This is a genomic window from Devosia sp. UYZn731 (genome assembly GCF_040546795.1).
Taxonomy (GTDB): Bacteria; Pseudomonadota; Alphaproteobacteria; order Rhizobiales; family Devosiaceae; genus Devosia.
The window spans coordinates 382,892-406,502 of the sequence record NZ_JBEPOL010000002.1; the positions used below are offsets into that span (position 1 = coordinate 382,892).

A 23,611-nucleotide genomic window follows, 5' to 3' on the forward strand; every position below is an offset into this window, starting at 1 on the left:
CCAAAGGCCGCGCAGTTAACCCGCACGGCTTGAGGGGCTTATCTATGCAATTGCGACACGATTTGCAACACCGGCGTGACAGAAATTAAACACCTCATCACCAATCTGTGCGCGAGCCGCGTTAAGCAGAATCGCAGAATTCCGTGAATTGGCCTTGCGCGGCAATATGCAATGGCATTTGATCAAAATGCAGCCCATTTGTGGCAGCAATGGGGGCATCAAAGATGTCGTTCGAGGTCAAGTCTTGTGAAGTGCTGTATTATGGACCGCACCGCACCATTACCGGTCGCATGACCGGAGTCGTTCGCGTCAAGATTCGCGAGCACTTCATGGGTACATTGACTGATTACTCGCTCGACCTCAAGGTGCGTGCCGAAACTGGGTTCCGGCCGTCCGGCGAAGTCAAGAGCGCCCTGCTCGCCCACGCCGCCCGCCAGCTCAACAAGATCAAGGAACGCCACGCGCGGCCGACCATCGTCGCCAACGTCCCGCGCCCGGCCGTGGCTGCCGAATAGATTCTTCCTTCATCCACGAGGCCCTAACGGGCAAGTGCCGCAAATCTTGATTTGCATCAGGGCCCGGCACACCCCATCTTGTGGGTATGAAACCGCAAACCACCATAAAATCCGGCCTGGCAATCCTGGCACTCCTTGGTATGGCCCTGCCCGCGATGGCGGCCTGCCCTGCTTTGCCCGATGGTCCTGCCACCGATAACGTCACCAATGGCCAGCAGCAGGCCCTGTGCCTGCAGCAGGAATTGCACGACAACACCATGGACCGAAACGCTCAAACCCAGTTCGACAGCCTCAAGAGCACGATCCAGCAGCAGCAGATCCAGCGCCGCTTCGACCAATTGCCCCCCATCACGCGCCCCACGCCCTGGGACCGGAAATAGGCGGGCGCTCGGCCACCCGCCGAGCATCCCCCTCAAGCTACGAATAAAGCCCGTTCGCCCCACGCCCATGATAGGCCTGCGCTTCAAACCAGCGAGGCCTCATGGCAACCGCCTTTATCGTGCAGAGTTTCCAGCTCAAGGGCCGCAAGCTCACTCCCGACCCCATCAAGACCACCAAGACCGCCGAAGCCTGCATCGCCCTTGCCGAACGCATGGGTGAATACAAGGCGGGCGTGTTCGCCTTCTCCCAGGAAGTCGATATCGAGACCGACACCTATGATGAGCCCCGCGTCTTGCTCCGCCTCGGCAATCTGCCTCCCGGCCTGCCAGAATAGTCCGCCAGCGCGTCGCGCCGTCTTGAGCCGCGCCAATATGTTTGGTCTAGTCCCGGCATATTGGGGAGGATTTAATGACCAGGGATTTGATCTGGAAAGCGGTGCTCGCTCTCGTGGGGTGCATTGCCGGCGCCTATGTGGGCCAGGAACTGCTGGGCGGCGCGGCGCTCGGCTGGGCGGTCACCGGCGCGATCGTCGCAGCGACCTGCTGGCCGCTGTTCCGAACGTTAATGGACCGGCGCAACCTGCGCTAATGTCGAGATTTGCCTGGCAGGGGCGGGGGGACTCGAACCCACGACCCTCGGTTTTGGAGACCGATGCTCTACCAACTGAGCTACACCCCTTCAGGCGAGGCAGTGTCTAAAGGCAAAGCCGCTGCCATGCAAGACCCTGCGACGCGTTAGCTCCAGATATGTGGAACCAACGGAATGGCCATCGCCAGCGCGCCCAGCACCCCGAGCAGGAAACAGATCGAGCGCCAGGGGCTGAGGCCGCGCATGTAGCAGACGACGTGGCCCGCCCGCGCCAGGAAATAAACCGCGCCACCGACAAGGGACAACCAGCCCTGCTCGCCCAGAACGATCGACAAAATCGCGAGGGTCAGGAATACCGGCAGGGTTTCCTGCAGATTGGCCAGCGCCCGCCGCGACCGCGCCAGCTCGCGGGTGGGCTCGGGCAGGTCGTCGCGCGGACCCGTTTGCAAGGCATGGCCAACCTGCTCGGTCAAATAGCGCCCCGGCAGCATCACCTGGACCAGCAGTAAAATGAGCACGAGAAAGATAATCAACAACATCGACTTAACCTTGGCCCTCGCGGCTAAACTGCCGCTTCAATGCCCACACAACGCAGATGGAGCAACAAAGATCATCGACTCCGCGGCCGCAGCCACTGGCGAATCGTCGCGCCCCGTGGCCAAGTTTTGAATTCCGCGGCAGGAAAGCCAGTGATTTCGTGACCGAGCCAACGAGCGAGCAGATCGCCGCCATCGCCCAGACCTACCGTCTGCTGGGCGATACCACGCGGCTGCGCATCCTGTTGGCGTGCCTCGACACCCCTTGCCCGGTCAACGAGATCGCCCGCCGCGTCGACGCCTCCCAGTCGCTGGTCAGCCACCACCTGCGCCTGCTGCGCGCCGCCCGCCTGGTGCGCGGCACCCGCCAGAATCGCCAGGTGCTCTACGAGGCCGACGACGAGCACATTCGCCACATGCTGATCGATATGATCGAACATGTCGGGGAAGCCTGACGTTCACCTCAAATACGGCCTTATCCTGAGCCTGATAAAAAAGCCTTTCCCAATGGGCACGGCTAGGCCAACCTGAACGCCTGGGCTCAGAGCGTGGGAGCGGTCACATGAGGGGCGGGCCATTGGCTGCCAGGGCATTGGTGTCGGTTGCATTGGGTCTTGCCGTTGCCGCTTGCGGCGCGGCGCCCGAGCCGGCTGCGAAGGCCGCCACCATCGTGGATGCCCAGACGATATCCCTTGTGGATTTTGCGCCCCAGCTCACCCTGACCGGCACTATCCAGGCGCGCAACGAAACGCAGTTGGCCTTCCGGGTCACGGGCCAGGTCACCGAACGGCTGGCCGATGTCGGCGACCATGTCGACGCCGGACAAGTGCTCGCCCGGATCGATGGTGCCGGCCAGCAGGCAGACCTTGAGGCGGCCCAAGCCGCGCTTGATGCCGCCAAGGCCCAGGTGGACGTGGCGCAAGCCACCTTCGATCGGCAGACCTCCCTGCTGGCCCAGGGCGTCATCACCCGCAGCAGCTTCGAAACAGCGCAAACGGCCCTGCAAACGGCTCAGGGCTCCCGTGACGCCGCGCAAGCCCAGCTCGATACCGCCAAGGAAGCATTGACCTACACCGCGCTGGCCGCGCCCGCCGCAGGGGTCATCACCAAGCGCAATCTTGAAGTCGGCGAAGTCGCCCAGGCCGCTTCCCCCATTTTCGTGGTAGCCGAGGATGGTCCGCGCGATGCGGTGTTCAATGTGCAAGAATCGGCATTTCTCGGCCAGGCCGGGGATGTTAGCATCGGGTTGGCGCTGACCGCCGACGCCAGCGTGATCGCCAAGGGCAGCATACGCGAAGTGTCGCCGGTCCTTGATCCCGAGACCGGCACGGTTCTGGTCAAGGTGTCCATCGATAATCCCCCCGCCGGCATGACGCTGGGCGGCTCGGTGGCCGGCACCGTGGCGGCAAGCCCCACCCAGCAGGCGATATTGCCGTGGAGCGCCCTGTGGTCACGCGAGGGCGAGCCCTCCGTCTGGGTGATCGATCCACAGAACGACACTGTCTCGCTGCAGCCGGTCACGGTCAAAACCTACCAAACCGGCAGCGTGGTCATCGCTTCGGGGCTGCAGCCGGGGCAACTGGTCGTGACGCAAGGCGGCAAGCTGCTGGTGCCGGGTCAAACCGTTGCTATAGCGCAGGGGGCGAGCAAATGAAGGCCCGGACATTCGTGTTCCCCCTGGCGGCCTTGGCCCTGGCCTCTTGCCAGAAAGCCCCGGAAGCGCCCGCGCCGATCCGCCCGGTCCTCTCCATCGCGGTCCAGCCGCAAACGAGCGCCGGAGCAAGCTTCGTCGGCACGGTCGAGCCCCAGGTCACCGCGGCATTGGCCTTCCGGCTCGGCGGCACGTTGGTTGACCGCAATGTCGATGTCGGCGCTTCGGTCAAGACCGGCGACGTGCTCGCCAGCATCGAATCCACAACTCTCGTGCTCGCGGTGAAGTCGGCGAACGCCAATCTCGCCAATGCGCAGGCTCAGTTCCAAAATGCTGAGGCGGCCGAGGGCCGGCTCGCCGCACTGCTGCAAACCGACACGATCAGCCAAGCCAATCTCGAACAGGCCCAGCAGCAAACCAAGGCGGCGCAGGCCGGCGTCGTGCAGGCGCAATCGAGCGTGACTCAGGCGAGCGATCAATTGGGCTATGCGCAGCTCGTCGCCGGCTTCGACGGCATCGTCACCGCTGTGGGCGCCGAAAGCGGGCAAGTGGTCACGCCGGGGCAGGCAGTCGTCACCCTGGCCCAGCCGGACGCCCGCGATATCGTCATCGACGTGCCGGACGCCTTCGCGCAAAGCGTCGCCATCGGCGCCAAATTCACCATCGCGCTGCAGCTTGCGCCCCAGATCACCGCGACCGGAACCCTGCGCGAAATCGCCCCACAGGCCGATGAGGTCACCCGATTGCGGCGGCTGCGGATCGGCCTGGAACAGCCGCCGGCCAGCTTCTGGCTCGGCACCACCGCTGTTGCCACGGCTCCCGCCACCGAGGCGGATCAAATCGCCCTGCCCGCCTCGGCAGTGAACATGACCGGTGCATCCGCGTCGGTGTGGGTCGTGGATGAACCCAAGGGCACAGTGGCATCCCGGCCGGTGCAGGCAGGCCCTCCGGTTGGCGGCCTGATCCCGATCCTGTCCGGCCTCAAGCCCGGCGAGCGGGTGGTCACTGCTGGCGTTCATAGCTTGGCCGAGGGTCAGCAAGTCAGGTTCGACACAGGAGCCGTGCCATGAAGGGGTTCAACCTTTCCGACTGGGCTCTCGAGCACCGCGCCATCGTCTGGTATTTCATGATCGTGGCGGTCGTGGCCGGGCTCGTCTCCTATATCAATCTGGGCCGCGAGGAAGACCCCGCCTTCACCATCCGCACCATGGTGGTCTCCGCGCAATGGCCTGGCGCCGATGCCGAACAGGTCGCCCTCCAGGTCACCGAACGGATCGAACGCCAACTCCAGGACCTGCCCAGCCTCGACTATAGCCGCTCCATCAGCACCTCGGGCCAGACCACGGTCTATGTGAACCTGCGCAGTTCCACCCCCGCCGCCACCGTGCCGTCGATCTGGCTGCAGGTGCGGGCGATGATCAACGACATCCGCACCTCGTTCCCCCAGGGCGTGACCGGCCCGTTCTTCAACGACCGCTTCGGCGACGTCTACGGCAACATCTATGCCTTTACCGGCGACGGCCTCACCCAGCGCCAGTTGCGCGATTATGTCGAGGGTGCGCGCTCGCGCATCCTGTCGGTCCCCAATGCCGGCCGCGTCGATGTCATCGGCGCCCAGAACGACGTCATCCACCTCGAATTTTCCACGCGCAAACTCGCGGCTTTGGGCATCAGCGCCCAGGCGGTGATCGCCACCCTGCAGGACCAGAACGCGGTGTCGCCGTCCGGGGTCATCGATGCCGGGCCCGAACGCATCAACATTCGCGTCGGCGGCCAGTTCACGTCCGAGGAAAGCCTGCGCCAGTTGAACCTGCGGGTTGGTGGCCGGTTCTTCCGGCTGGCGGACGTTGCCGATATTTCCCGGGGCTATGTCGATCCGCCCACCGCACTGTTTCGCTATAACGGCGTGAACGCTATCGGGCTGGCCATCGGCATGCGTGCGGGCGGCAACCTTCTTACTTTCGGCGCAGCGGTGGACGAAAAGGTCGCTGAAATCACCCGCGACCTGCCCATCGGCGTCGATGTCCATCTGGTTTCGGACCAACCCAAAGTGGTGGAAGAGGCCGTCAACGGCTTTACCACCGCCCTATTCGAAGCCATCGGCATCGTGCTGCTCGTCTGCTTCCTGAGCCTGGGCTTTCGCGCGGGCCTCGTGGTGGCGTTTTCCATCCCGATCGTCTTGACCATCGTGTTCCTGGCCATGTCGTATCTGGGCATTTCGCTGCAACGCGTGTCGTTGGGCGCGCTGATCATCGCACTGGGCCTCCTGGTCGATGACGCCATGATCGCGGTCGAGATGATGGTGTCGCGCCTCGAGGCCGGCGACACGCTGCGGAAGGCGGCGACCGCCGTCTATACCTCCACGGCCTTCCCCATGCTCACCGGCACGCTGGTGACCGTCGCCGGCTTCATCCCCATCGGGCTCAACACCAGCTCCGCCGGCGAATTCACCTTCACCCTCTTCGTGGTCCTGGCTATCGCCCTATGCGTCTCATGGGTCGTGGCGGTGATCTTCACCCCGCTGATCGGCGTGTCCATCCTTCCCAAGACCCTGAAACACAAACAGGAGGGCGGCGGCCGCCTGATGGGCGCATTCGCCGCCTTCCTGCAAACCTGCATGCGGCTCCGCTGGCTCACAATCGGCGTGACCGTCCTGATCTTCGCCGCATCGGTCTATGGCGTCACGTTCGTCCAAAGCCAGTTCTTCCCTGCCTCCGACCGACCCGAGCTGATCGTCGACTGGAACCTGCCGCAAAACAGCTCGATCGGTGAAACCAGCGCCCAGATCGCCAAATTCGAAGCCGAAGCGCTGACCGGCAATGCTGATATCGAGCATTGGTCCAGCTATGTAGGCCAAGGCGCGCCGCGCTTCGTGCTGGCCTTCGATTCCCCCACGGCCATGCCCTCGACGGGCCAAACCGTTATCGTCACCAAGGGCAACGACGTGCGCGACCGCGTCGCCGCCCAGCTCACCGATTACCTGCGCAAGACCTTTCCCGGCACCGACGCCGTGATCAAGACGCTGTCGCTCGGACCTCCGGTGGGACGGCCGATCCAATACCGCATCAGCGGCCCCGACATTCAGGTCCTGCGCGACCAGGCCTACGCGCTGGCCGCCGCCATAGAGACCAATCCCGATCTCGGCCAGGTAGGCTTCGACTGGATGGAGCCGTCGCGCACGGTCCAGGTCAATGTGCTCGAGGACAAGGCGCGCCAGCTCGGCATCACCACGGCCGACATCACCTCCGCACTCAATGGCATCACCAGCGGCACCACCATCACCCAGGTGCAGGACAGCATTTATCTCGTCAACATCGTCGGCCGGGCCGAAAGCTCCGAACGCGGTTCCATCGAAACCCTGCAGAACCTGCAGCTTTCGACCGGCGACGGCCGCGCCGTGCCCCTCGCCGCGGTCGCCACTTTCCAATACCGCCTTGAACAGCCCGTCATCATTCGCCGCGACCGCGTCCCGACGCTGACTGTCAGCGCCGGTGTGAATGGCGATGTGCAGCCCGCGACCGTAGCCACAGCGCTCGGGCCAGTGGTCGCCGAGCTCGAAGCCAAGCTGCCCCCCGGCTACTCGATCGCCGAGGGCGGCACCGCTGAAAGCAGCGCGGAATCGATCGCGCCCATTCTCGCCGTTGCCCCGCTCATGCTGTTCGTCATGGCCACCATCCTGATGCTGCAGCTGCAGAGCTTTTCGCGCCTGTTCCTGGTCGTCGCCGTGGCGCCGCTTGCCCTGATCGGCGTGGTTGCGGCCCTGCTGCCCACCGGCAAGCCGCTCGGTTTTGTCGCCATTCTGGGTGTCCTCGCCCTGATCGGCATCCTGATCCGCAATTCGGTGATCCTGATCGTCCAGATCGAGCATCTGCGCAGCGAGGGCCGGCCGCCCTGGGAGGCTGTCGTAGAGGCCACGCAGCATCGCGTGCGACCAATCCTGCTGACCGCGCTGGCCGCCAGCCTGGGCCTGATCCCGATTGCCGGCGAAATCTTCTGGGGCCCGATGGCCTTCGCCATGATCGGCGGCATCGTCGTCGGCACGGTGCTGACGCTGATCTTTCTGCCGGCGCTCTATGTCACCTGGTTCCGCATCAAGCCTGCGGCGAGCGCGGAGCCGGTGCCCGAGCCGCAATAGAAGTTCAGCGGATATCGCGCACGCCTCGCGCCGCGTACTGAAGCACCCGGTAGGCCGCGCTGCGTGCGTTGTGCCAGGCGCGAACAGCATCCGTCGGTTCATAGGTTTGGCTGAGGACGCTCATGGCCGACATGGCCGCGTTGGCATCAGCGAAATTGCCGAAGGCCAGTGCGCCCAGGATCGCCGCCCCCACCAGAACCGGCTCGTCCGCATCGGTGGCGGCCACTGTGAGGCCGGTCGTGTCGGCCAGAATCTGCCTGACCAGCGGGCTTTGCGCGGCACCGCCACTCACCACGATGGTGTCGATCGATATGCCCTCCTCCGTCTGGGCGGCCAGAATCTGGCGCAGCCCATAGCCGAGGCCGGCCAGTCCCGCCAGATACAGCCCCACCAGCGTATCGACGCCGCCATCCATGCCCAGGCCGGCGATCAGTGCCTTGGCGTCAGGGTCGGCGAACGGCGAACGGTTGCCCAGAAATTCGGGCACGACGTGAATGGGGCCGACCAGTTGCGGCAATTGCGCGGCGCCTCCACGCCGCTCGGCCTCGCGCGCCAGCCAGCCGACCAGCGACAGCCCTTCCGACCTGGCCAATTCGCGCGTGGCGACAGCAGCTGGGTGGTACTGCACCAACTGCTCGATGGCCGCCCCGGCGGCGGACTGGCCACCTTCGTTCAGCCAGAAGCCGGGCACCATGGCCGAGTAATACGGCCCCCACACACCGGGTACGAATGCCGGAGCCCAGGTCGTCGACATCGAACAGGCCGAGGTGCCGAAAACATAGGCCATGCGGGACTCGAGGCTCCCCTGCCCGCCCCGCGCACCCACAGTGCCGAGACCGCCCGCATGCGCGTCGATCAGTCCGGCGCCTACGGCAATCCCCGCTGGCAAACCAAAATCGGCGGCGGCCGCCGCATTGAGGCCCGTCCCCAATGCCGTGCCGCCGGGCACGACTTGAGTGCCGATCCGCGCAAAGCCCTCCGCCGCCAGATCGCCCAGCCCGATGCCCTCGAAATAGCTCGGGTCCCAGCGGCTTTCATGGGCCATGTAGGTCCACTTGCAGGTCAACGTACAAATCGAGCGGGCCAGACTGCCGGTGGCGCGCCAGGTCAGGTAATCCGCCAGATCGAAGAACTGCCACGCGCCCGCATAGGTGTCCGGCTTGTTCTCCTTGAGCCACAGCAGCTTCGGCGTTTCCATCTCCGGCGAAATCACCCCGCCGACATAGATCAGAACCTTGTGCCCTAGTGCATTGATCCTGGCCGCCTGCTCGCTCGCCCGATGGTCCATCCAGACGATGATGTTGCGCTCGGCGGCGTCGCCCACCGGGAGTGGCGCCCCCTGGGCGTCCACCACCACCAGCGAACAGGTCGCATCGAACCCAATGCCCTTGATCGCGCCGGGATCGACCGCGCTTTGAGCGACTGCCGCCCGCACGCTGGCGGCCACGGCCCGCCAGATGTCTTCGCTCGATTGCTCGGCAATGTCCCCTGGCGCCTGATGCAGCAGGATGTCATGCTTGCCCGAACCGAGCATGGCGCCGGCGGCATCGAACACCCCCGCGCGGGCGCTTCCAGTGCCGACATCCACGCCGATGAAATAGGGTCCACTCATTTAAAGGTCATTGCTCTGTGGCAGGATCACCAAGTCCCGAATGGTCACGTTGCGCGGTCGCGTCAGCATGAACTTGACCGCGGCGGCGACCTCGGTCGGGTCCATCAGGTCGCCCGCGGCCAGCGCCGCATCGAGCTTATCCTTCGGCCAGTCGCTGATCAACGCCGTCACCACCGGTCCGGGCGCTACTGCCCCCACGCGTATCCCATGTGGCGCCACCTGCCGCCGCACCGTATGGACAAACGCCTGGATGGCGTGCTTGGAGGCCGTGTAGATGGGCTCCCACACCACCGGCACCAGCCCGGCAATAGAGCTGGTCATGATGATATCGCCGGTCTTGCGCGCGATCATGTGCGGCAAAACCGCGTGGACCGAACGGAAGGCCGCGTTAATGTTGAGGTTGAGCATCCGGTCCCACTGGTCCGGATCGCCCTCGGCAATTGGCCCGCCCACATAGGAGCCGGCATTGGCGTGAAAGATATCGAGCTGGCCCGCCCAATCCAGAATTTTCGGCAACATGGTGGCGACGCTGCCCGCATTGGTCAGGTCGATGACCACCGGCAAGGCGCGCGCTCCCAGCCCGGCGCAGATGTCGCGCAGCCTGGCCTCGTCGCGGTCCACCAGCGCAACGCGAGCGCCGGCGTCCAGCAGGGTCTTGGCGCATTCGAGGCCGATACCCGAGGCCGCCCCGGTAATGGCGGCAACGCGATCTGACAAATCCTGGTCCATGGATAGGCTCTTTCAATAGGGTCGATAGATGCCGAGAACGGCGCGAACCGGCAGACGCGCAAGCGGCGCCTGCCGAAGGTGGATCAGGCGCGGCCGTGCATAACCCGTGAGCGCCGCGCCAGGGAGTCGACAATGACCGCGACGGCGAGCACACCGCCGGTAATCATGTAGCGAAGCGACGAACTCAGATCGAGCAGGGTCAGGCCGTTAGCGATGGACTGGATGACGATGATCCCCAGCAGGGCCGAATAGGCGCTGCCTCGGCCACCGAACAGGCTGGTGCCACCAATCACCGCGGCCGCAATGGCGTTGAGATTGACGTCGCCGGTGCCCGCCTGTTGGCTGGCCGAAGCCAGTCGTGCGGCCGCCAGCATGCCGCCCAGCGCCGCGAACATGGCGCAGAACACGAAGGCGCTGGTATAGATGGCCTTGACGTTGATGCCGGCCCGCCGCGCCGCCTCGCGATTGCCGCCGACAGCGGTCATCGAGCGGCCCCACTGGGTGCGGGTCAGCGCATAGTTCATGCCGACGACGAGCAGCACGAACAGTGCGAACATCCACGGCACGCCCCGCGATGTGTTGAGATAGGCCACCGCCAGCTCCAGGCCGAGCGTCACCACCACGGCGAAGAACAGGACGCCGCCGAGAGACTTGGAGGACAGTCCGGCCTCCCGGCGGCGAGCGGAGGTGCGATATCCGGTGACGAGCATCGCAATACCAGGAAGAGCGGCAAGGCCGTATGCAATGGGCTGTGGCATGGTCAGCAGCTGGCCGAAATTCACCAGCGGCGAGCCGTATGGCAGGTTGATCGAGCCGGTGCCGCCCAGAATATAAAGCTGCAATCCCAACACTGCGAGCAGTCCCGCGAGGGTGGCCACGAAACTGGGCATGCCGAAGCGGTTATAGAGCTGGGCATAGATGTAGCCGATCAGCCCACCCACCGCGAGCGCGCCCAGGATTGCCAAGGGCACGGGCCAACCGTGATTGACCCACAGCACGCCCAGCAGCGCCGAGGCGAAGCCGCTGACCGAGCCGATCGACAGGTCGATCTCGCCCACCATCAGCATCAGTACCACGCCCAGCGCGATCACGCCGACCGTCGAAGAATCGAACAGCAGGTTGACGAGGTTAGTGCTGGACAGAAAAATCGGGTTCAGCGTGGTGAACACCGTCCAGATCACCACGAGACCCACGACCACCGGTAGCGCGCCGAGATCGCCCGACCGTACCCGGTCGAGAAACGCGCTGATCGCCCCGCCAATGCCCGCTTCATGCTTGACGCGAACATCGGCGCGGTCGAGCAATTGCTGCTGCTTGTCCACATTATTGCTCATGGCTGTGCATCCCCAGTGAGATTGGCTTCGGCCTTGCGACCAGCGCGGCGCGACACCGAATTGTCGGAAGCGCCGGTGATGGCGCCCACCAGTTCGGCATTGCTCGCGTCGGGGTAGAACACCCCATTATTCTTGCCCAGCCGCAGCACCACGATGCGGTCGGCGACTGCGCGCACGTCCTCCATATTGTGGCTGATCATGACGACGCCGAGCCCACGATCGCGCACCCGCTCGATCAGGTTGAGCACTTCGGCCGTCTGGGCGACGCCGAGCGCGGCAGTTGGCTCGTCGAGCAGGATGATCCGGGGGTCGAGCAGTAAGGACCGGGCAATCGCCACCGTCTGGCGTTGCCCGCCCGACAGCGAGGCCACCGCCTCGCGCACGCTGGGAATGCGGGCCGACAATTCATTGAGCAGCTTCCACGAGCGGATTTCCATGCCCACTTCGTCGAGCTGGAGCGGATTGAGCTCCTTGCCGAGGAAGATATTGGCCACCACGTCGAGGTTTTCACACAGCGCAAGGTCCTGGAACACAGTGGCGATGCCAATGGCCAGCGACGCGGAGGGATTGGGAAGGCTCACCTCCTGGCCGCGAACCTGGATGGTGCCAGAGGTCGGCCGGTGCACGCCGGAGAGGATCTTGACCAGCGTCGACTTGCCCGCGCCATTGTCGCCCACCAGGGCCACGACTTCGCCGGCATGCACGTCGAGATCAATATCGGTCAGTGCCGAAACGGCGCCGAAATTCTTGCAGATGCCGCGCAGGCTCAGCAGGAGTTCGCCGGTCGCGGCACTATCGCTGGATGAGTCAGTCATCGTGGGCGAGCCTTATGCTGGAGGGTTGCCTGGCCCCGTGTGGGGCCAGGCGAAGGATTTACGGCGTGATGCCGAGGGCCTTGCAGCCATCCACATAGCGGTCGACACAGAGCACCTCGGCGCCAACGATGCCCTTGTCGACGATCTCGGCCTTGAGGTTTTCGGCGGTCACCACGGCCGGCACGAAGAGCTGGCTGGGGGTGTCGTACAGCGTCGTCTCGGCCTTGGGCGTTTCACCCTTCAGCAGCGTCACCGCGACATTGGCGGCGGCGGCGGCCACGATCTCGCTGGGCTTGGAGATAGTGTTGTACTGGTCGCCCGCGATGATGAGCTGGAGCGCCGCGATCGTCGCGTCATTGCCCGAAACCGGCGGCACCGGATTGACGCCGGCTGCCTTGAAGGCCGCGATGGCGCCACCACCGGTGCCGTCATTGGCCGCCACGACGCCCACGATCTGCGCACCGAAGCGCGCGATCTGGCCGCTGGCCCATTCCTGCGCCTTGGGTGGCGCCCAATCCGGCGTATCGAACTCGGCCAGCGTCTTGTAGCCGGCCGTGGCGATGCCTTCGTGGATGCCGTCCTTGATCAGGCCGGCCGCCGCATCAGTCGGCGAACCATTGATCTGCAGGATGCCGACGCCATCGGTGGCGACGCCCGCTTTCGTCAGGTGCCCAACCAGTGATTCCGCGATGGCCTTGCCAATGCCCTGATTGTCGAACGACACGTAGAAATCGGCCTTGGCGCCCGGAATTGGACGATCATAGGCGATGACCTTGACGCCCTGGCTCTGCGCCGCCTGCACCATGCCGGCAGCCGCCGAGGAATCCACGGGGTCCAGCACGATAACCTTGGCACCCTGCGTGATGACCGAATTGAACTGCTGGCTCTGCTTGGTCGCATCGGCGTCGGCGTTCAGGTAGAGCACCTTGCAGGTCTCGCAGAGCTTCTTCATCTCGGCCTGGAAGCCCGGGAAATCGTGCTCTTCATAGCGGGTCGATGCCTGGTCGGGCATCAGGAAGGCGACGGTCGAATTGGCGATATCGGCCTGCGCCATGGCGGCGGTGCCGCTGAGCAGCACTATGCCCAGGGCCGCCATGCCGAGGCGCGCGCTCAAGAATTTAGTCATGCGATCTTCTCCCATTGATGTGGATTGCAGCCTTGGGCTGCGCTACAGATTTGCGAGAGGGTTTTGGCAGCGGCGTTGACGCGCCTGTGCTGTTTTGGCTCCTCCCAGATGTCGAAGTCTGGACGTGTTTTTTCGATCGCGGGCCGCCACCAGCGCGCCCGCGTTCGTCTTTCGGCGATGTCCTTCGGTCCTCCCCTGCTCCTTTGCTGTTAGGCGGCTTCGGCCGCTCTTGTGTTCTCGATCAAAAGCGTCCTGAAGCGGCTGGGCGGCATGCCCTTCTGCGTCAGGAACTGGCGATTGAAATTGGACAGGTTGTTGAAGCCTACCGCGTAGCAGATCTCGATGATCGGCATGGCGTCGTCGCTCATCAGCAACTGGCAGGCCAGGTTGATGCGCAGCCGGTTCACATATTGCACCAGCGCCATGCCGGTATGCTTGCGAAAGCTGCGCGAAAAGGCGCTCGGGCTCTGCCCGGCAATGGCCGCCAGGTCACCCTCGTTGAACGGCTCGGTCAGGTGACAACCGATATGGGCCAGCACCTTGTTGATGGCGATCGACATATAGCCCGACGGGTCCGGCAAATAGGTGGAACTGGCCAGCGTCTTCACGTCGCCGGCGCGGCACAGATTGCCCATGATGTGCATGAACAGCTCGATCCGCCGCACGCCCTGCGCCTCGATCAGCTCTTCCAGCTCGGCCGCGATGCCGTCAGCGGTGCGAGGCGAAAACAATGCGCCATGGCGGCTTTGCTCCAGCACCCGCCCGAAGGCGGTCAATTCCGGCAGCACCTTCATGGCATTGCCGATGAAATCCTCGGAGAACTGCACGATGCGGCAGCGCAATGGCACCACAACGCCTTCGGGCAGTTCGCTGACCCAGTTATGGGGCAGGTTTGGGCCGGTGAGCACCAGATTGCCGGGCTCGAATTCGCCGATGAAATCGCCGACGAAATAGCGACCGCGCGTGGCCACCACATGGTGCAGCTCATATTCGGGATGAAAGTGCCAGCGCACCGTGTGGAACGGATAGCCGTGCGACCATGCCTTGAATGACTCACCGCGGCGGATCTGAACGACCTCTAGGTCTGGCTCCATGGCCTGCTCCCTCCGACGAGGTCTCGACCCCGTCTCTTCCTGCGGGCCAGTTATCCGGTTCTCCGCATGACCCTGAAGCTAGACCTGTTAAATCCTCCGCGCCACCACAGGGCGTCGCCACAACCGATACTTTTTTGACACCAACAGCGCCTGCGCCGAACGCCGACGAGACTTGCCTACGAAATAGCGATGATTTCGAGTTCCCGGTCGCCGAGCGTGACGACGTCTCCAATGGCTTTGCCGATCAGCATGCGCGCCACCGGCGACACGTAGGAAATCGAGCCGGCTTTGGGATCGGCCTCGTCCTCCCCCACGATGCGGTATTTCTGCACCCGCCCGTCGTCGCGACTGAAGCTGACCGTGCTGCCAAAAGAGACCGTATCGGTCGAGGCCTGGTTGAGAACCACCTGGGCGGTGCGGAGGCGGTCCGTGAAATAGCGCAGGTCGCGAAACGGCACAGCCGATTGCCGCCGCCGCTCATTGACGTCTTCAATCGTGCTCGCGGCGTTGTAGGCATCGCGCGCCTCGGCGAGTTGCGACTGCAAGGCCTGCAATCCGGCCTCGGTGACAAGGTTCGGCTCTGCAGAAATCGGGCGGTCGGGCAGCAGCGTTTCCGACGCCGTTTCGGCACTGTCTTCCTTGGTAAACGCAACGCTCAATTTCGAACTCCATTTGCACAAAGGCCGATGCGCAACGTCGCAGTTCCTCAAAGGATGCGGTTCACGCTCATACGCGACAGCCGTCATGATGCCCATACCCAAGAACCGAACATCCCTCTTGCGATTACTAATACACTTAGGATACTAGACATCCTGCATAGGAAAGCAGGAGGGAACGTTGGCACGAGCCGGGTTGACCGCAGATCGCCTTGTGCGGGCCGGCGCAGTGCTGGCAGATGAAATTGGCTTCGAGCAGGTAACGCTGGCCGCTCTGGCCAGGCAATTCAACGTCAAGCTCGCCAGCCTCTATGCGCATGTGAACAATGCGCATCACCTCAAGACCGGCATCGCCCTGCTGGCTTTGGATCAACTCGCCGCTTTGGCGGCCGATGCCGTGGCGGGACGGGCCGGCAAGGAGGCGCTGGTCGCTCTGGCCAATGTGCACCGCGACTTCGCCCGGGCTCATCCCGGTCTCTTTGCCGCCTGCCAGTTCGAGCTTGACGAGGCGACTGCCGCCACCAGCGCCGGCGTTCAGCTTGCCCAAATGCTCCGCGCCGTACTGCGCGGCTATAGTCTGACCGAGCCGGACCAGACCCATGCCGTCCGGCTATTGGGCAGCGTCTTTCTTGGCTTTGCGACCCTCGAGCTGGCGGGCAGCTTCAAACACAGCCTGCCCGACCCCACCGAGTCATGGTCGCGCACCCTGGATGCAATCGACATGACCTTACGGAGCTGGCCGACAAAATGAACGTCCATCCCAATTGGATAACCACCCCGATCACCCAAAGCCTTGTGCGCGGCGCCCTCGAGCTGGAGCAGACCGCCGACGGCCTGCTGCCGCATCGGTTGCCGGCCTGGGCGCGCGCGCAATATGCCGACCCGCAATTGGCCATGGTCGAAGCGCAGCCCTCGGGAGTTCGGCTCGTCTTCCGCACTGAGGCAACCGCCATAGAATTGGACGCACTTCCTACCAAGCGGGTCTATGTCGGCATGCCGTCGCGGCCCGATGGCGTGTATGACTTACGGATCGAAGGCGACCTGACGGCACAAGGCAGCCTTGAAGGCGGCAAGGTGCTCCGCATCGATATGGCCAGCGGCTCAACCACGCTCGAAGCCGGCCCCGCTGGCACGCTCCGCTTTCACGAGCTGCCACCGGGCGCCAAGAATATCGAAATCTGGCTGCCGCATAACGAAACCACCGAGCTCATCGCGCTGCGCACCAACGCCCCCGTCCACGCCATCGATGACAGCGGCCGCAAGGTCTGGCTGCATCATGGCAGCTCGATCAGCCACGGCTCCAACGCCACCAATCCCACCGGCACGTGGCCCGTGATTGCCGCCTCGCGGGCCGATGTCTCGCTCGTCAACCTGGGCTTTGGCGGCAGCGCGTTGCTCGATCCCTTCACCGCGCGCACCATGCGCGATATTCCGGCCGATCTCATCAGCCTCAAGCTCGGCATCAATCTGGTCAATACGGACCTGATGCGCCTCCGCGCCTTCGGCCCGGCCGTGCATGGCTTTCTCGACACCATCCGCGAGGGCCACAAGACGACGCCGATCCTGCTCGTTTCCCCGATCCTGTGCCCCATCCACGAAAACACCCCCGGCCCCAGCGCGCCCGACCTCCCCGCCCTTGCCCAGGGCCAGTTGCGGTTCCAGGCCGCCGGAAATGCCGCTGACATCGCAGCCGGGAAACTGACACTCGGCACCATCCGCATGCATCTGGCGCAGATCGTCGAGCATCGCGCCGCAACCGATCCAAACCTCCACTACCTGGACGGACTTGCGCTCTATGGCGAAGCGGATATCGCCCAATTCCCATTGCCCGATGCGCTCCACCCCGATGCGGCCACGCATCAACTCATCGGCGACCGCTTCGCCAGGCTTGCTTTCGGCCCTGGCAGTCGGTGGGCGGACCCGATCAACGCGAAAGCATAAGCGTTTGCGAGCGTTTGGCAGCGTCGCCTAATGCGTTGCGGCGGCCAGAAGTTGCTCCACATAGGGCAGGATATTCGCAACGATCCGCTTCACGCCCACCGCATTGGGGTGGATGCCATCCGCCTGGTTCAACGTCGCGTCCAGCGCCACGCCATCAAGGAAGAACGGAAACAGCGCGGCCTTGTATTTTTCCGACAGCGTCGGAAACACCGTATCGAACGCGGCCACGTAATCCTGGCCCAGGCTGGGATTGGCCTTCATTCCGGCGAGCAGCACGGGTACGCCATCAGCCGCAAAGCGATCGAGGATGGCGTCAAGATTGTGCCCCACGGCCTCCGCCGGCAGCCCCTGCAGCATGTCATTGGCGCCAAGTTCGAGCAGCACCGCATCGGGCCGATCCGCCAGCGTCCAGTCAAGCCGCGCCAGCCCATCCGCCGTGGTATCGCCGGAAACGCTGGCATTGACCACCGCGACATCCAGGTGTTTTGCGTCGAGCGCGGCCTGCAATTGAGCGGCGAAACCGTCCTTCGCGTCGAGGCCCAATCCGGCCATCAGCGAGTCCCCGTAGAGCAGTAGCGTTTTGGGCGCCGCCTGCGCCAGCGTCGGCAGGGCGATGAGCGCCACCGCCCCGAGGACGATCAGCCGCAGGCCATCACGCAGAATTTGGGCGGCACGCACTGTTCTTTTGGTCATTCCTGCTTACCTGTTGGGCGATCTTCAGCCAGCCGAGAGATGCATCATGAGCGGCCCCGTAGTCGAGACTGCCGCGATGAACCTGCATCTGACCTCCGGCAAGACCCCGCTGCACATTCTCAAGGATATCAGCTTCCACATCGATCCGGGCGAGGTTGTGGCCGTGGTTGGCCCATCAGGCAGCGGCAAGACCTCGCTGCTGATGGTGCTGGGCGGTCTGGAACGCGCCACGGACGGCGCCGTCACCGTGGGAAACACCACGCTGGCAGGCTTGGGCGAAGACGAACTCGCCATTTTTCGGCGGCGCAACCTGGGCATCCTGTTCCAGAATTTTCACCTGATCCCGTCGATGACGGCCCTGGAGAATGTCGCGCTGGCGCTGGAAATCGCCGAGGACGGCAGGTCCTACAAGGCCATCCGCACTGCGGCGACCGAGGCACTGGCCGCAGTCGGACTCAGCGATCGCCTCGATCATCTGCCCAGCGCCTTGTCGGGTGGCGAGCAGCAGCGGGTCGGCCTCGCCCGCGCCATCGTCAACAAGCCAAAACTGCTGCTGGCGGACGAACCCACCGGCAACCTCGATCAGGAAACCGGTGCCATGGTCATCGACATGATGTTCGCCCTGGCGCGCGACAACGACACCGCCGTGTTCCTCATCACCCACGACCGCAGCCTCGCCGCCAAGGCGGATCGTATCCTCAACATGAACCACGGACATCTGTCGGCCGCGGTCGCCGTGCCCGCATGAGCAGGCTGGGCGGCTGGGTCCGCGTCGCCTTGGTCGATCTGCGCGGCGACGTGCGGCGCTTTGCCATCCTGCTGGCCTGCCTGGCGCTCGGCGTCGGTGCCATCGCGGCGGTCTCGTCAGTTGGCGCCGCCCTGCAATCCGCCATCGCCCGCGATGCGCGGGTGATCCTGGGCGGCGACCTGGAGGTGCGCAATAGCGGCACCGATATCCCAACTGACCAGGTCGCCTATTTCAGCAAGCTTGGCGCCGTCGCCAAGGTCGTCGATCTCAACGCCCGCGCCACTGCCGGCGATAAAAGCGTATTCTTGAGCTTGCGTGCCATCGGCGACAACTATCCCCTGGTGGGCGGCGTTGAACTCGGTGCGGACGCCAATGGCGCGACCCTGCCCGATCTGCTGGCGAGCCGCGACGGCGTGGCCGGCGTCGTTGTAGATGCCAAGGTTCTCGACCGCCTCGGCCTCTCGCTCGGCGATCAGGTCAGCATCGGCAATGCCGATTTCATCATCCGCGCCACCCTCAAGGCACTGCCGGATCAGGCCGCACAGGGCTTTCAGCTCGGCCTGCCTGCACTGATGTCGCTCGAAAGCCTGCACAATGCCGATCTCGATGTTGCCGGCGCGCTGACCCGCTTCCGATACAAGATTGCGCTGGCGACCATGGACTTCGCCACCGCCTCGGCAGACCTGCGCAAGGCCTTCCCCGATGCCCCCTGGGATCTCCGCTCTCCCCGCGATGCGACCGCCGATCTGGCCAAATTCTTTGATCTGTTCAGCCGGTTTCTCGTCCTCGTGGGCCTGTCGTCGCTGCTGGTCGGCGGCGTCGGCGTTTCCAATGCGGTCGCCGCCTATATCAACGAGCGCCAAAGCTCCATCGCCACTTTGCGCAGCCTCGGGGCCACCAGTGCGCGTGTGCTCGTGCATTTCCTCAGCCAGATCATGCTGCTGTCACTGGTGGGCATCGCCATCGGGCTGGTGCTCGGCGCTGGCTCGACGCTGATCGCGCTGCCCATCCTGTCCGGCATGCTGGCCATTGACTTGCCCCCAACCCTCGACCCCGCCGCCTTGGCTGCGGCGGCTGGCTTCGGCATCCTGATCGCCTTCGCCTTCGCCCTACTCCCGCTACGGGGCGCACAAAAACTGCAGCCAGCCAGCCTGTTCCGCGCCGCCGGCGGCAATCTGGCCGGCGGCATTAGCTGGCGCGACATCGTCCGCCCGCGCACGGCCGTGCCGCTGGTCCTCGCCTTTGCCGGCATTGCCGGCCTTGCCGTGGCGGTGACGGGCGAGCCCATGCTCGTGCTGTGGTACGGCGTCGGCGCCCTCCTCGCCTTCGCCCTGCTCCGCGCCGCGGCCTGGCTGCTGCAATTCGCGCTCCGGCTGCTGCCGCCGCTCCCCACCGGCGTGCTGCGCCAGGCCATTCGGGCCATTCATCGCCCCGGCGCCCCTGCTCCCGTCGTCATCCTGTCGCTCGGCCTCGGGCTCGCCCTGCTGCTCATGATCACCCTGCTGGACAGTAATCTGCGAGCGCAGATCGACGGCGCGGTTGCCGACAAGGCGCCCTCCTTCATCCTGATCGACGTCAAGCAGGACCAATTGGCGGCCATCAAGAGCTTCGCCGATACCGACCCGCAGATCACCAAGTTCGACAGCGTCTCGATGCTCCGCGGCACCATTGAGGCCGTCAAAGGCAAGCCCGTGACCGAACTCGGTCCCCTGCCCGACGACATCGCCGATATGTTCAAGGGCGACACCGCCCTGAGCTGGGCCAAAGACCTCCCCGCCGGCTCGACACTTGCCGAAGGCAAGTGGTGGGCGCCCGATTATTCCGGTGATCCTCTGATTTCCCTCAGCACCGAGCTGCAGAAGCCCCTTGGCCTCAAGCTGGGCGATCAGCTAACCATCAGCGTGCTCGGCCGCCCCCTCACCGCCACCATTGCCAGCTTCCGCGATATCGATTGGCGCGATGGCGGCCTCAATTTCCGCCTGCTCTTCTCCCCCGGCCTGATCGAGAAGGCGCCGCAGAATTTCATGGCCAGCATCAAGGCCGCAGACGGCGCCAATGACGCGGTCGAAAGCCGCCTGAGCAAGACATTCCCGGCGCTGACCTTCCTGCCGGTCGGCGATGCGCTTGAGCGGATTGCCGGCATACTGGCGAGCCTCGCCAACGCCGTAGCGCTGGTCGGCAGCATCGCCGTGCTCTCGGGCATGCTGGTGCTGGCCGGCGCCATGGCCGTAGGGCGCAAACAGCGCGAGGCCGACGCAGTGGTCATGAAAGTGCTGGGCGCGACGCGCCGCGACGTCATCGTGGCCTTCACCGTTGAATACGGCATCCTGGGATTGCTGGCCGCTCTGCTGGCCCTGATATTGGGCACGACCGGCGCCTGGGCAATTCTCACCTACGTGCTGGAAATTCCCTTCGCGCTCGACATTGAAACCAGCCTGACCATCACGCTCGGCGCCGTCGCGCTGACGATCGTTACCGGCATGCTCACGACCTGGTCCGCCATGTCGATCCGCCCCGCCCGCCAGCTCCGCGCGGAGTCATAGCGCGCACGATTGTCAGTCTCCCAACGTGATCCAAGTCGGCGCATGGTCGCTCGCGCCCTCTCGCCCCCGAACCTCGCGATCGACGCCCGAACTGACCAGCCGCTTCGCCAGCTTCTTGCTCAGGAGCAGATGATCCAGCCGCAGCCCGGCGTCGCGCGGCCAGCGGTTCCGCATGTAGTCCCAGAAGGTATAAACCGTCTCGTGCGGATGCTGCTTGCGGATGGCATCGGTCCAGCCTTGCTCAAGCAGGCGTGCAAACTGGGCGCGCGGCTCCGGCTGAACCAGCGCATTGGCGTCGTAGGACTTGGTCGCGTAAATGTCGCGCGGTTCGGGGACAATATTGTAGTCCCCCGCCAGCACAACCGGCAGGCCGGTGGCGAAAAGTTCGCCCGCATGGGCGATCAGCCGCTCGGTCCATTCCAGCTTGTAGTTGAACTTGGGACCCGGCTGCGGATTGCCGTTGGGGGCATAAAGCGAGGCGATGAGCACCCCATCGACCGCCGCCTCGATGTAGCGCGCCTGGCCGTCGTCGCTGTCGCCCGGCAGTTCGGTTCGCGTCAACACCGGCTCGGCGCCGCGAGCCAGGATGGCCACCCCGTTCCACGCGGATTCTCCCCGCCACACCGCGCCATAGCCCGCATCGGCAATGGCCGTTGCCGGGAACTGCCGGTCGGTCGCCTTGAGCTCCTGCAGGCACACCACATCCGGCGCCGCGTCGGCCAGCCAGTCCATAAGATTGGGCAGGCGCCGATTGATGCCGTTGATGTTGAAGGTAGCGATCTTCATCGTGCCATCACGGCACGATGCGCCCGATCCATGCCGCGACGGACGCCGCCATGGTTGCCAGGTGATCGGCCGCGCTGAACCCCGAAATCGATTTGCGCGGCTTGAGGTCGTGGTCCCCATCCTCGAGCCACATCAGCTCGATCGCTGGCGACAACTCGTAATGCATCACCTCTTGGCGGGTACCAAATTCGTCGCGGGTGCCCTGGACGATCAGGCTTGGCGTCTTGAGGCCGACCAGGTGTTTGGTGCGCAATTGCTCGGGATTTGCCGGCGGATGAAACGGATAGCCCAGGCACAGTAGCCCAGCGATCCGCCCGGCATCGTATAACGGGTCTGCCACCATGCTGGCGACGCGCCCGCCCATCGATTTGCCGCCGATGATCAAGGGACCGTTCGTCGGGCCCAGATCGTCCACCGCGGCGACGAATTCGGGCATCACCTTGTCGGCGCGCGGCGGTGGCCTGCGCCCCGCATCGGTCCGCCGGCTGGCCATGTAGGCAAACTCGAACCTGGCAATCCGGAGGCCTGCCGCGGCAAGCGCCTTGGTGGTGGCGTTCATGGAGCCGGAGTCCATCGGCGCCCCTGCCCCATGCGCCAGCAGGATGGTGACCTCGGCGTCTTCGGGGCCGTCGAAAATGAAGCTGGTTGCCATGCTATCCTGCCGTTCGAAGCTGTTGGTCTGCAACAGCAATACCGGCCCGGGCGCGCCGGGCCCAGTCCGATGTAGCATCTAGTTCAAGATAACGACGCCACCAGCCGCGCGCGGCAGACAGCACCCCGGCCTCATATTCCAGCGCGCCGATATTGTAGATCGCGTCGGCATAACCCTCGTCCAGCTCGATAGCGCGGGCCAGGTGCCGGCGCGCCGCGTCGACCTTACCGAGTTCGCGCAACAGGCCGCCATAGTTGAACCAGGCCTCCACGAATAGCGGATCCCGCTTCAGCGCCGTGGCATAGGCGATGGCTGCGTCGTCCGTCTGCCCGATCGCCCGCAGGCAATTACCCAGGTTGAACGCCGAGGTCGCGTCGGTCGGATCGATAGCCGAGCAATGCGCATAAAGCGTCGCGGCCTCGGCATAGAGTTCCGCCGCCTCCGCCGTTTCCGCCAGGCCAAAGTAGTCTTCGGCCTCCGCATCGTCATCGGGCATGGGCAGCAAACGCTGGCCGTCCAGTTCGGACGTGGAATGGGTGTCGCGTGAAAGTATCTTATCGCTGCCCCCGGAATGCAGGCTAAGCGAAGTCAGCGATCCGACCGGCCCGATTTGATGTACCGAGCGGGCAATCGCGCTCCAGCTCGCGCCGCTGGCGATCAGGCCCGCATACTTCTTCGCCAGGATCAGATCGCGAAACGAAAACGGCTCGGCGTCATGCTCGAACCCATCGAACAATGCCAGCAGGTCGAACACATCGCCGCTGAGGCCCGACTGGTCGAGGATCGACCGCCGCAACATATTGGATGCAGCGACCGGCGGCAGCGTTGCCAACGCCCGCAGAAACCCGTTCTCGCTGAGCAATCGCCGCGGCCGCGCCGCAGCCACCCGGCGTTCGATTTCGCCCTCGTCGCTCTTGGACAACAAGGTGCGCCCGAACACCACCGTCGTGGTCCCCCGGGTCACGCTGCGATGCAGCCGTCCACCCAGGCTCTCCACCCGCCTGACTGCCAGACGCACGGGAAAGGCTCGCAAGGCGCCGACGACGCCGAAACTTTCCCCATTGAGGTGCATGCTG

The 23,611-nt window shown here is 64.6% G+C and carries 24 protein-coding genes and 1 tRNA gene; 12 read left to right on the forward strand and 13 right to left on the reverse strand.

Translation table 11 applies throughout. The features are described from left to right. Positions 1-224 precede the first annotated feature (224 nt). From ABIB57_RS06340 to ABIB57_RS06355, 4 genes are all read left to right on the forward strand, one after another. Complete coding sequence (locus tag ABIB57_RS06340) at positions 225-515, forward strand: hypothetical protein (RefSeq protein ID WP_354039267.1); 291 nt, start codon at positions 225-227, stop codon at positions 513-515. Positions 516-655: 140 nt separating this feature from the next. Further along, entirely contained in the window at positions 656-895 is a 240-nt protein-coding gene (locus ABIB57_RS06345) for a hypothetical protein (protein ID WP_354039269.1), read from the forward strand. 101 nt (positions 896-996) lie between these two features. Further along, entirely contained in the window at positions 997-1,230 is a 234-nt protein-coding gene (locus ABIB57_RS06350) for a hypothetical protein (RefSeq protein WP_354039271.1), read from the forward strand. A gap of 74 nt (positions 1,231-1,304) precedes the next feature. Next, a complete protein-coding gene (locus tag ABIB57_RS06355; protein WP_354039273.1) occupies positions 1,305-1,484 on the forward strand; it encodes a hypothetical protein in 180 nt (59 codons plus the stop codon). A gap of 14 nt (positions 1,485-1,498) precedes the next feature. On the opposite strand, the gene ABIB57_RS06360 is transcribed toward ABIB57_RS06355, so the two are convergent. Next, a tRNA-Trp gene (locus tag ABIB57_RS06360) sits at positions 1,499-1,574 on the reverse strand. Between the two features lie 56 nt (positions 1,575-1,630). Then, positions 1,631-2,023 (reverse strand): MAPEG family protein, encoded by a 393-nt coding sequence (locus tag ABIB57_RS06365; RefSeq protein ID WP_354039274.1) that lies wholly within the window; start codon positions 2,021-2,023, stop codon positions 1,631-1,633. A gap of 158 nt (positions 2,024-2,181) precedes the next feature. On the opposite strand from ABIB57_RS06365, the gene ABIB57_RS06370 reads away from it, so the two are divergent. The 4 genes from ABIB57_RS06370 to ABIB57_RS06385 all read left to right on the forward strand — a co-directional run bounded on the left by ABIB57_RS06370 (position 2,182) and on the right by ABIB57_RS06385 (position 7,806). Continuing rightward, positions 2,182-2,475 (forward strand): ArsR/SmtB family transcription factor, encoded by a 294-nt coding sequence (locus ABIB57_RS06370; protein WP_354039275.1) that lies wholly within the window; start codon positions 2,182-2,184, stop codon positions 2,473-2,475. Positions 2,476-2,582: 107 nt separating this feature from the next. Next, positions 2,583-3,674, forward strand: a complete 1,092-nt coding sequence (locus tag ABIB57_RS06375; protein WP_354039276.1) for an efflux RND transporter periplasmic adaptor subunit — start codon at positions 2,583-2,585, stop codon at positions 3,672-3,674. After that, the gene (locus tag ABIB57_RS06380) at positions 3,671-4,741 is read left to right on the forward strand and encodes an efflux RND transporter periplasmic adaptor subunit (RefSeq protein ID WP_354039277.1); all 1,071 of its coding nucleotides are present in this window, start codon (positions 3,671-3,673) and stop codon (positions 4,739-4,741) included. The genes ABIB57_RS06375 and ABIB57_RS06380 overlap by 4 nt, the downstream gene beginning before the upstream one ends. Next, positions 4,738-7,806, forward strand: coding sequence for an efflux RND transporter permease subunit (locus ABIB57_RS06385; protein ID WP_354039279.1), 3,069 nt, complete (start codon positions 4,738-4,740; stop codon positions 7,804-7,806). Before ABIB57_RS06380 ends, ABIB57_RS06385 begins: the two co-directional genes overlap by 4 nt. Positions 7,807-7,810: 4 nt before the next feature. Here the strand turns inward: ABIB57_RS06385 and ABIB57_RS06390 are convergent, their stop codons facing one another. The 7 genes from ABIB57_RS06390 to greA all read right to left on the reverse strand — a co-directional run bounded on the left by ABIB57_RS06390 (position 7,811) and on the right by greA (position 15,175). Further along, positions 7,811-9,418: an FGGY-family carbohydrate kinase gene (locus ABIB57_RS06390; protein WP_354039281.1), complete on the reverse strand. Its 1,608-nt coding sequence runs from the start codon at positions 9,416-9,418 to the stop codon at positions 7,811-7,813. Beyond that, positions 9,419-10,147 (reverse strand): SDR family oxidoreductase, encoded by a 729-nt coding sequence (locus tag ABIB57_RS06395; RefSeq protein ID WP_354039282.1) that lies wholly within the window; start codon positions 10,145-10,147, stop codon positions 9,419-9,421. A gap of 83 nt (positions 10,148-10,230) precedes the next feature. Beyond that, positions 10,231-11,481 (reverse strand): sugar ABC transporter permease, encoded by a 1,251-nt coding sequence (locus tag ABIB57_RS06400; protein ID WP_354039284.1) that lies wholly within the window; start codon positions 11,479-11,481, stop codon positions 10,231-10,233. Continuing rightward, complete coding sequence (locus tag ABIB57_RS06405; protein WP_354039286.1) at positions 11,478-12,296, reverse strand: ATP-binding cassette domain-containing protein; 819 nt, start codon at positions 12,294-12,296, stop codon at positions 11,478-11,480. The genes ABIB57_RS06400 and ABIB57_RS06405 overlap by 4 nt, the downstream gene beginning before the upstream one ends. Positions 12,297-12,354: 58 nt before the next feature. Beyond that, positions 12,355-13,422: an ABC transporter substrate-binding protein gene (locus ABIB57_RS06410; protein WP_354039287.1), complete on the reverse strand. Its 1,068-nt coding sequence runs from the start codon at positions 13,420-13,422 to the stop codon at positions 12,355-12,357. Between the two features lie 209 nt (positions 13,423-13,631). After that, positions 13,632-14,516 carry an AraC family transcriptional regulator gene (locus tag ABIB57_RS06415; protein ID WP_354039288.1) on the reverse strand — a complete coding sequence of 295 codons (885 nt, stop codon included), beginning with the start codon at positions 14,514-14,516 and terminating at the stop codon, positions 13,632-13,634. Positions 14,517-14,692: 176 nt separating this feature from the next. Further along, complete coding sequence (gene greA, locus ABIB57_RS06420; RefSeq protein ID WP_354039289.1) at positions 14,693-15,175, reverse strand: transcription elongation factor GreA; 483 nt, start codon at positions 15,173-15,175, stop codon at positions 14,693-14,695. A 178-nt stretch (positions 15,176-15,353) separates the two neighbouring features. Here greA and ABIB57_RS06425 point away from each other — a divergent pair, with 178 nt between their 5' ends. After that, the gene (locus ABIB57_RS06425; RefSeq protein ID WP_354039290.1) at positions 15,354-15,923 is read left to right on the forward strand and encodes a TetR/AcrR family transcriptional regulator; all 570 of its coding nucleotides are present in this window, start codon (positions 15,354-15,356) and stop codon (positions 15,921-15,923) included. Next, on the forward strand, positions 15,920-17,113 hold the full coding sequence (locus tag ABIB57_RS06430) for an SGNH/GDSL hydrolase family protein (protein ID WP_354039292.1): 1,194 nt from the start codon (positions 15,920-15,922) through the stop codon (positions 17,111-17,113). The genes ABIB57_RS06425 and ABIB57_RS06430 overlap by 4 nt, the downstream gene beginning before the upstream one ends. A 27-nt stretch (positions 17,114-17,140) precedes the next feature. On the opposite strand, the gene ABIB57_RS06435 is transcribed toward ABIB57_RS06430, so the two are convergent. Then, complete coding sequence (locus ABIB57_RS06435; protein WP_354039294.1) at positions 17,141-17,806, reverse strand: arylesterase; 666 nt, start codon at positions 17,804-17,806, stop codon at positions 17,141-17,143. Positions 17,807-17,852: 46 nt separating this feature from the next. Between ABIB57_RS06435 and ABIB57_RS06440 the strand changes: the two genes are divergently transcribed. Together ABIB57_RS06440 and ABIB57_RS06445 are read left to right on the forward strand one after the other, a co-directional pair. Continuing rightward, complete coding sequence (locus tag ABIB57_RS06440) at positions 17,853-18,554, forward strand: ABC transporter ATP-binding protein (RefSeq protein ID WP_354039296.1); 702 nt, start codon at positions 17,853-17,855, stop codon at positions 18,552-18,554. After that, complete coding sequence (locus ABIB57_RS06445; RefSeq protein ID WP_354039298.1) at positions 18,551-21,097, forward strand: ABC transporter permease; 2,547 nt, start codon at positions 18,551-18,553, stop codon at positions 21,095-21,097. The genes ABIB57_RS06440 and ABIB57_RS06445 overlap by 4 nt, the downstream gene beginning before the upstream one ends. 12 nt (positions 21,098-21,109) lie before the next feature. Here ABIB57_RS06445 and ABIB57_RS06450 read toward each other — a convergent pair whose 3' ends face one another. The 3 genes from ABIB57_RS06450 to ABIB57_RS06460 are packed head-to-tail and all read right to left on the reverse strand — an operon-like array spanning position 21,110 to position 23,607. After that, a complete protein-coding gene (locus ABIB57_RS06450) occupies positions 21,110-21,883 on the reverse strand; it encodes an exodeoxyribonuclease III (protein WP_354039300.1) in 774 nt (257 codons plus the stop codon). A gap of 7 nt (positions 21,884-21,890) precedes the next feature. After that, complete coding sequence (locus ABIB57_RS06455; RefSeq protein ID WP_354039302.1) at positions 21,891-22,535, reverse strand: alpha/beta hydrolase family protein; 645 nt, start codon at positions 22,533-22,535, stop codon at positions 21,891-21,893. A gap of 1 nt (position 22,536) precedes the next feature. Continuing rightward, positions 22,537-23,607 (reverse strand): tetratricopeptide repeat protein, encoded by a 1,071-nt coding sequence (locus ABIB57_RS06460; RefSeq protein ID WP_354039304.1) that lies wholly within the window; start codon positions 23,605-23,607, stop codon positions 22,537-22,539. Between the last annotated feature and the right edge of the window lie 4 nt (positions 23,608-23,611).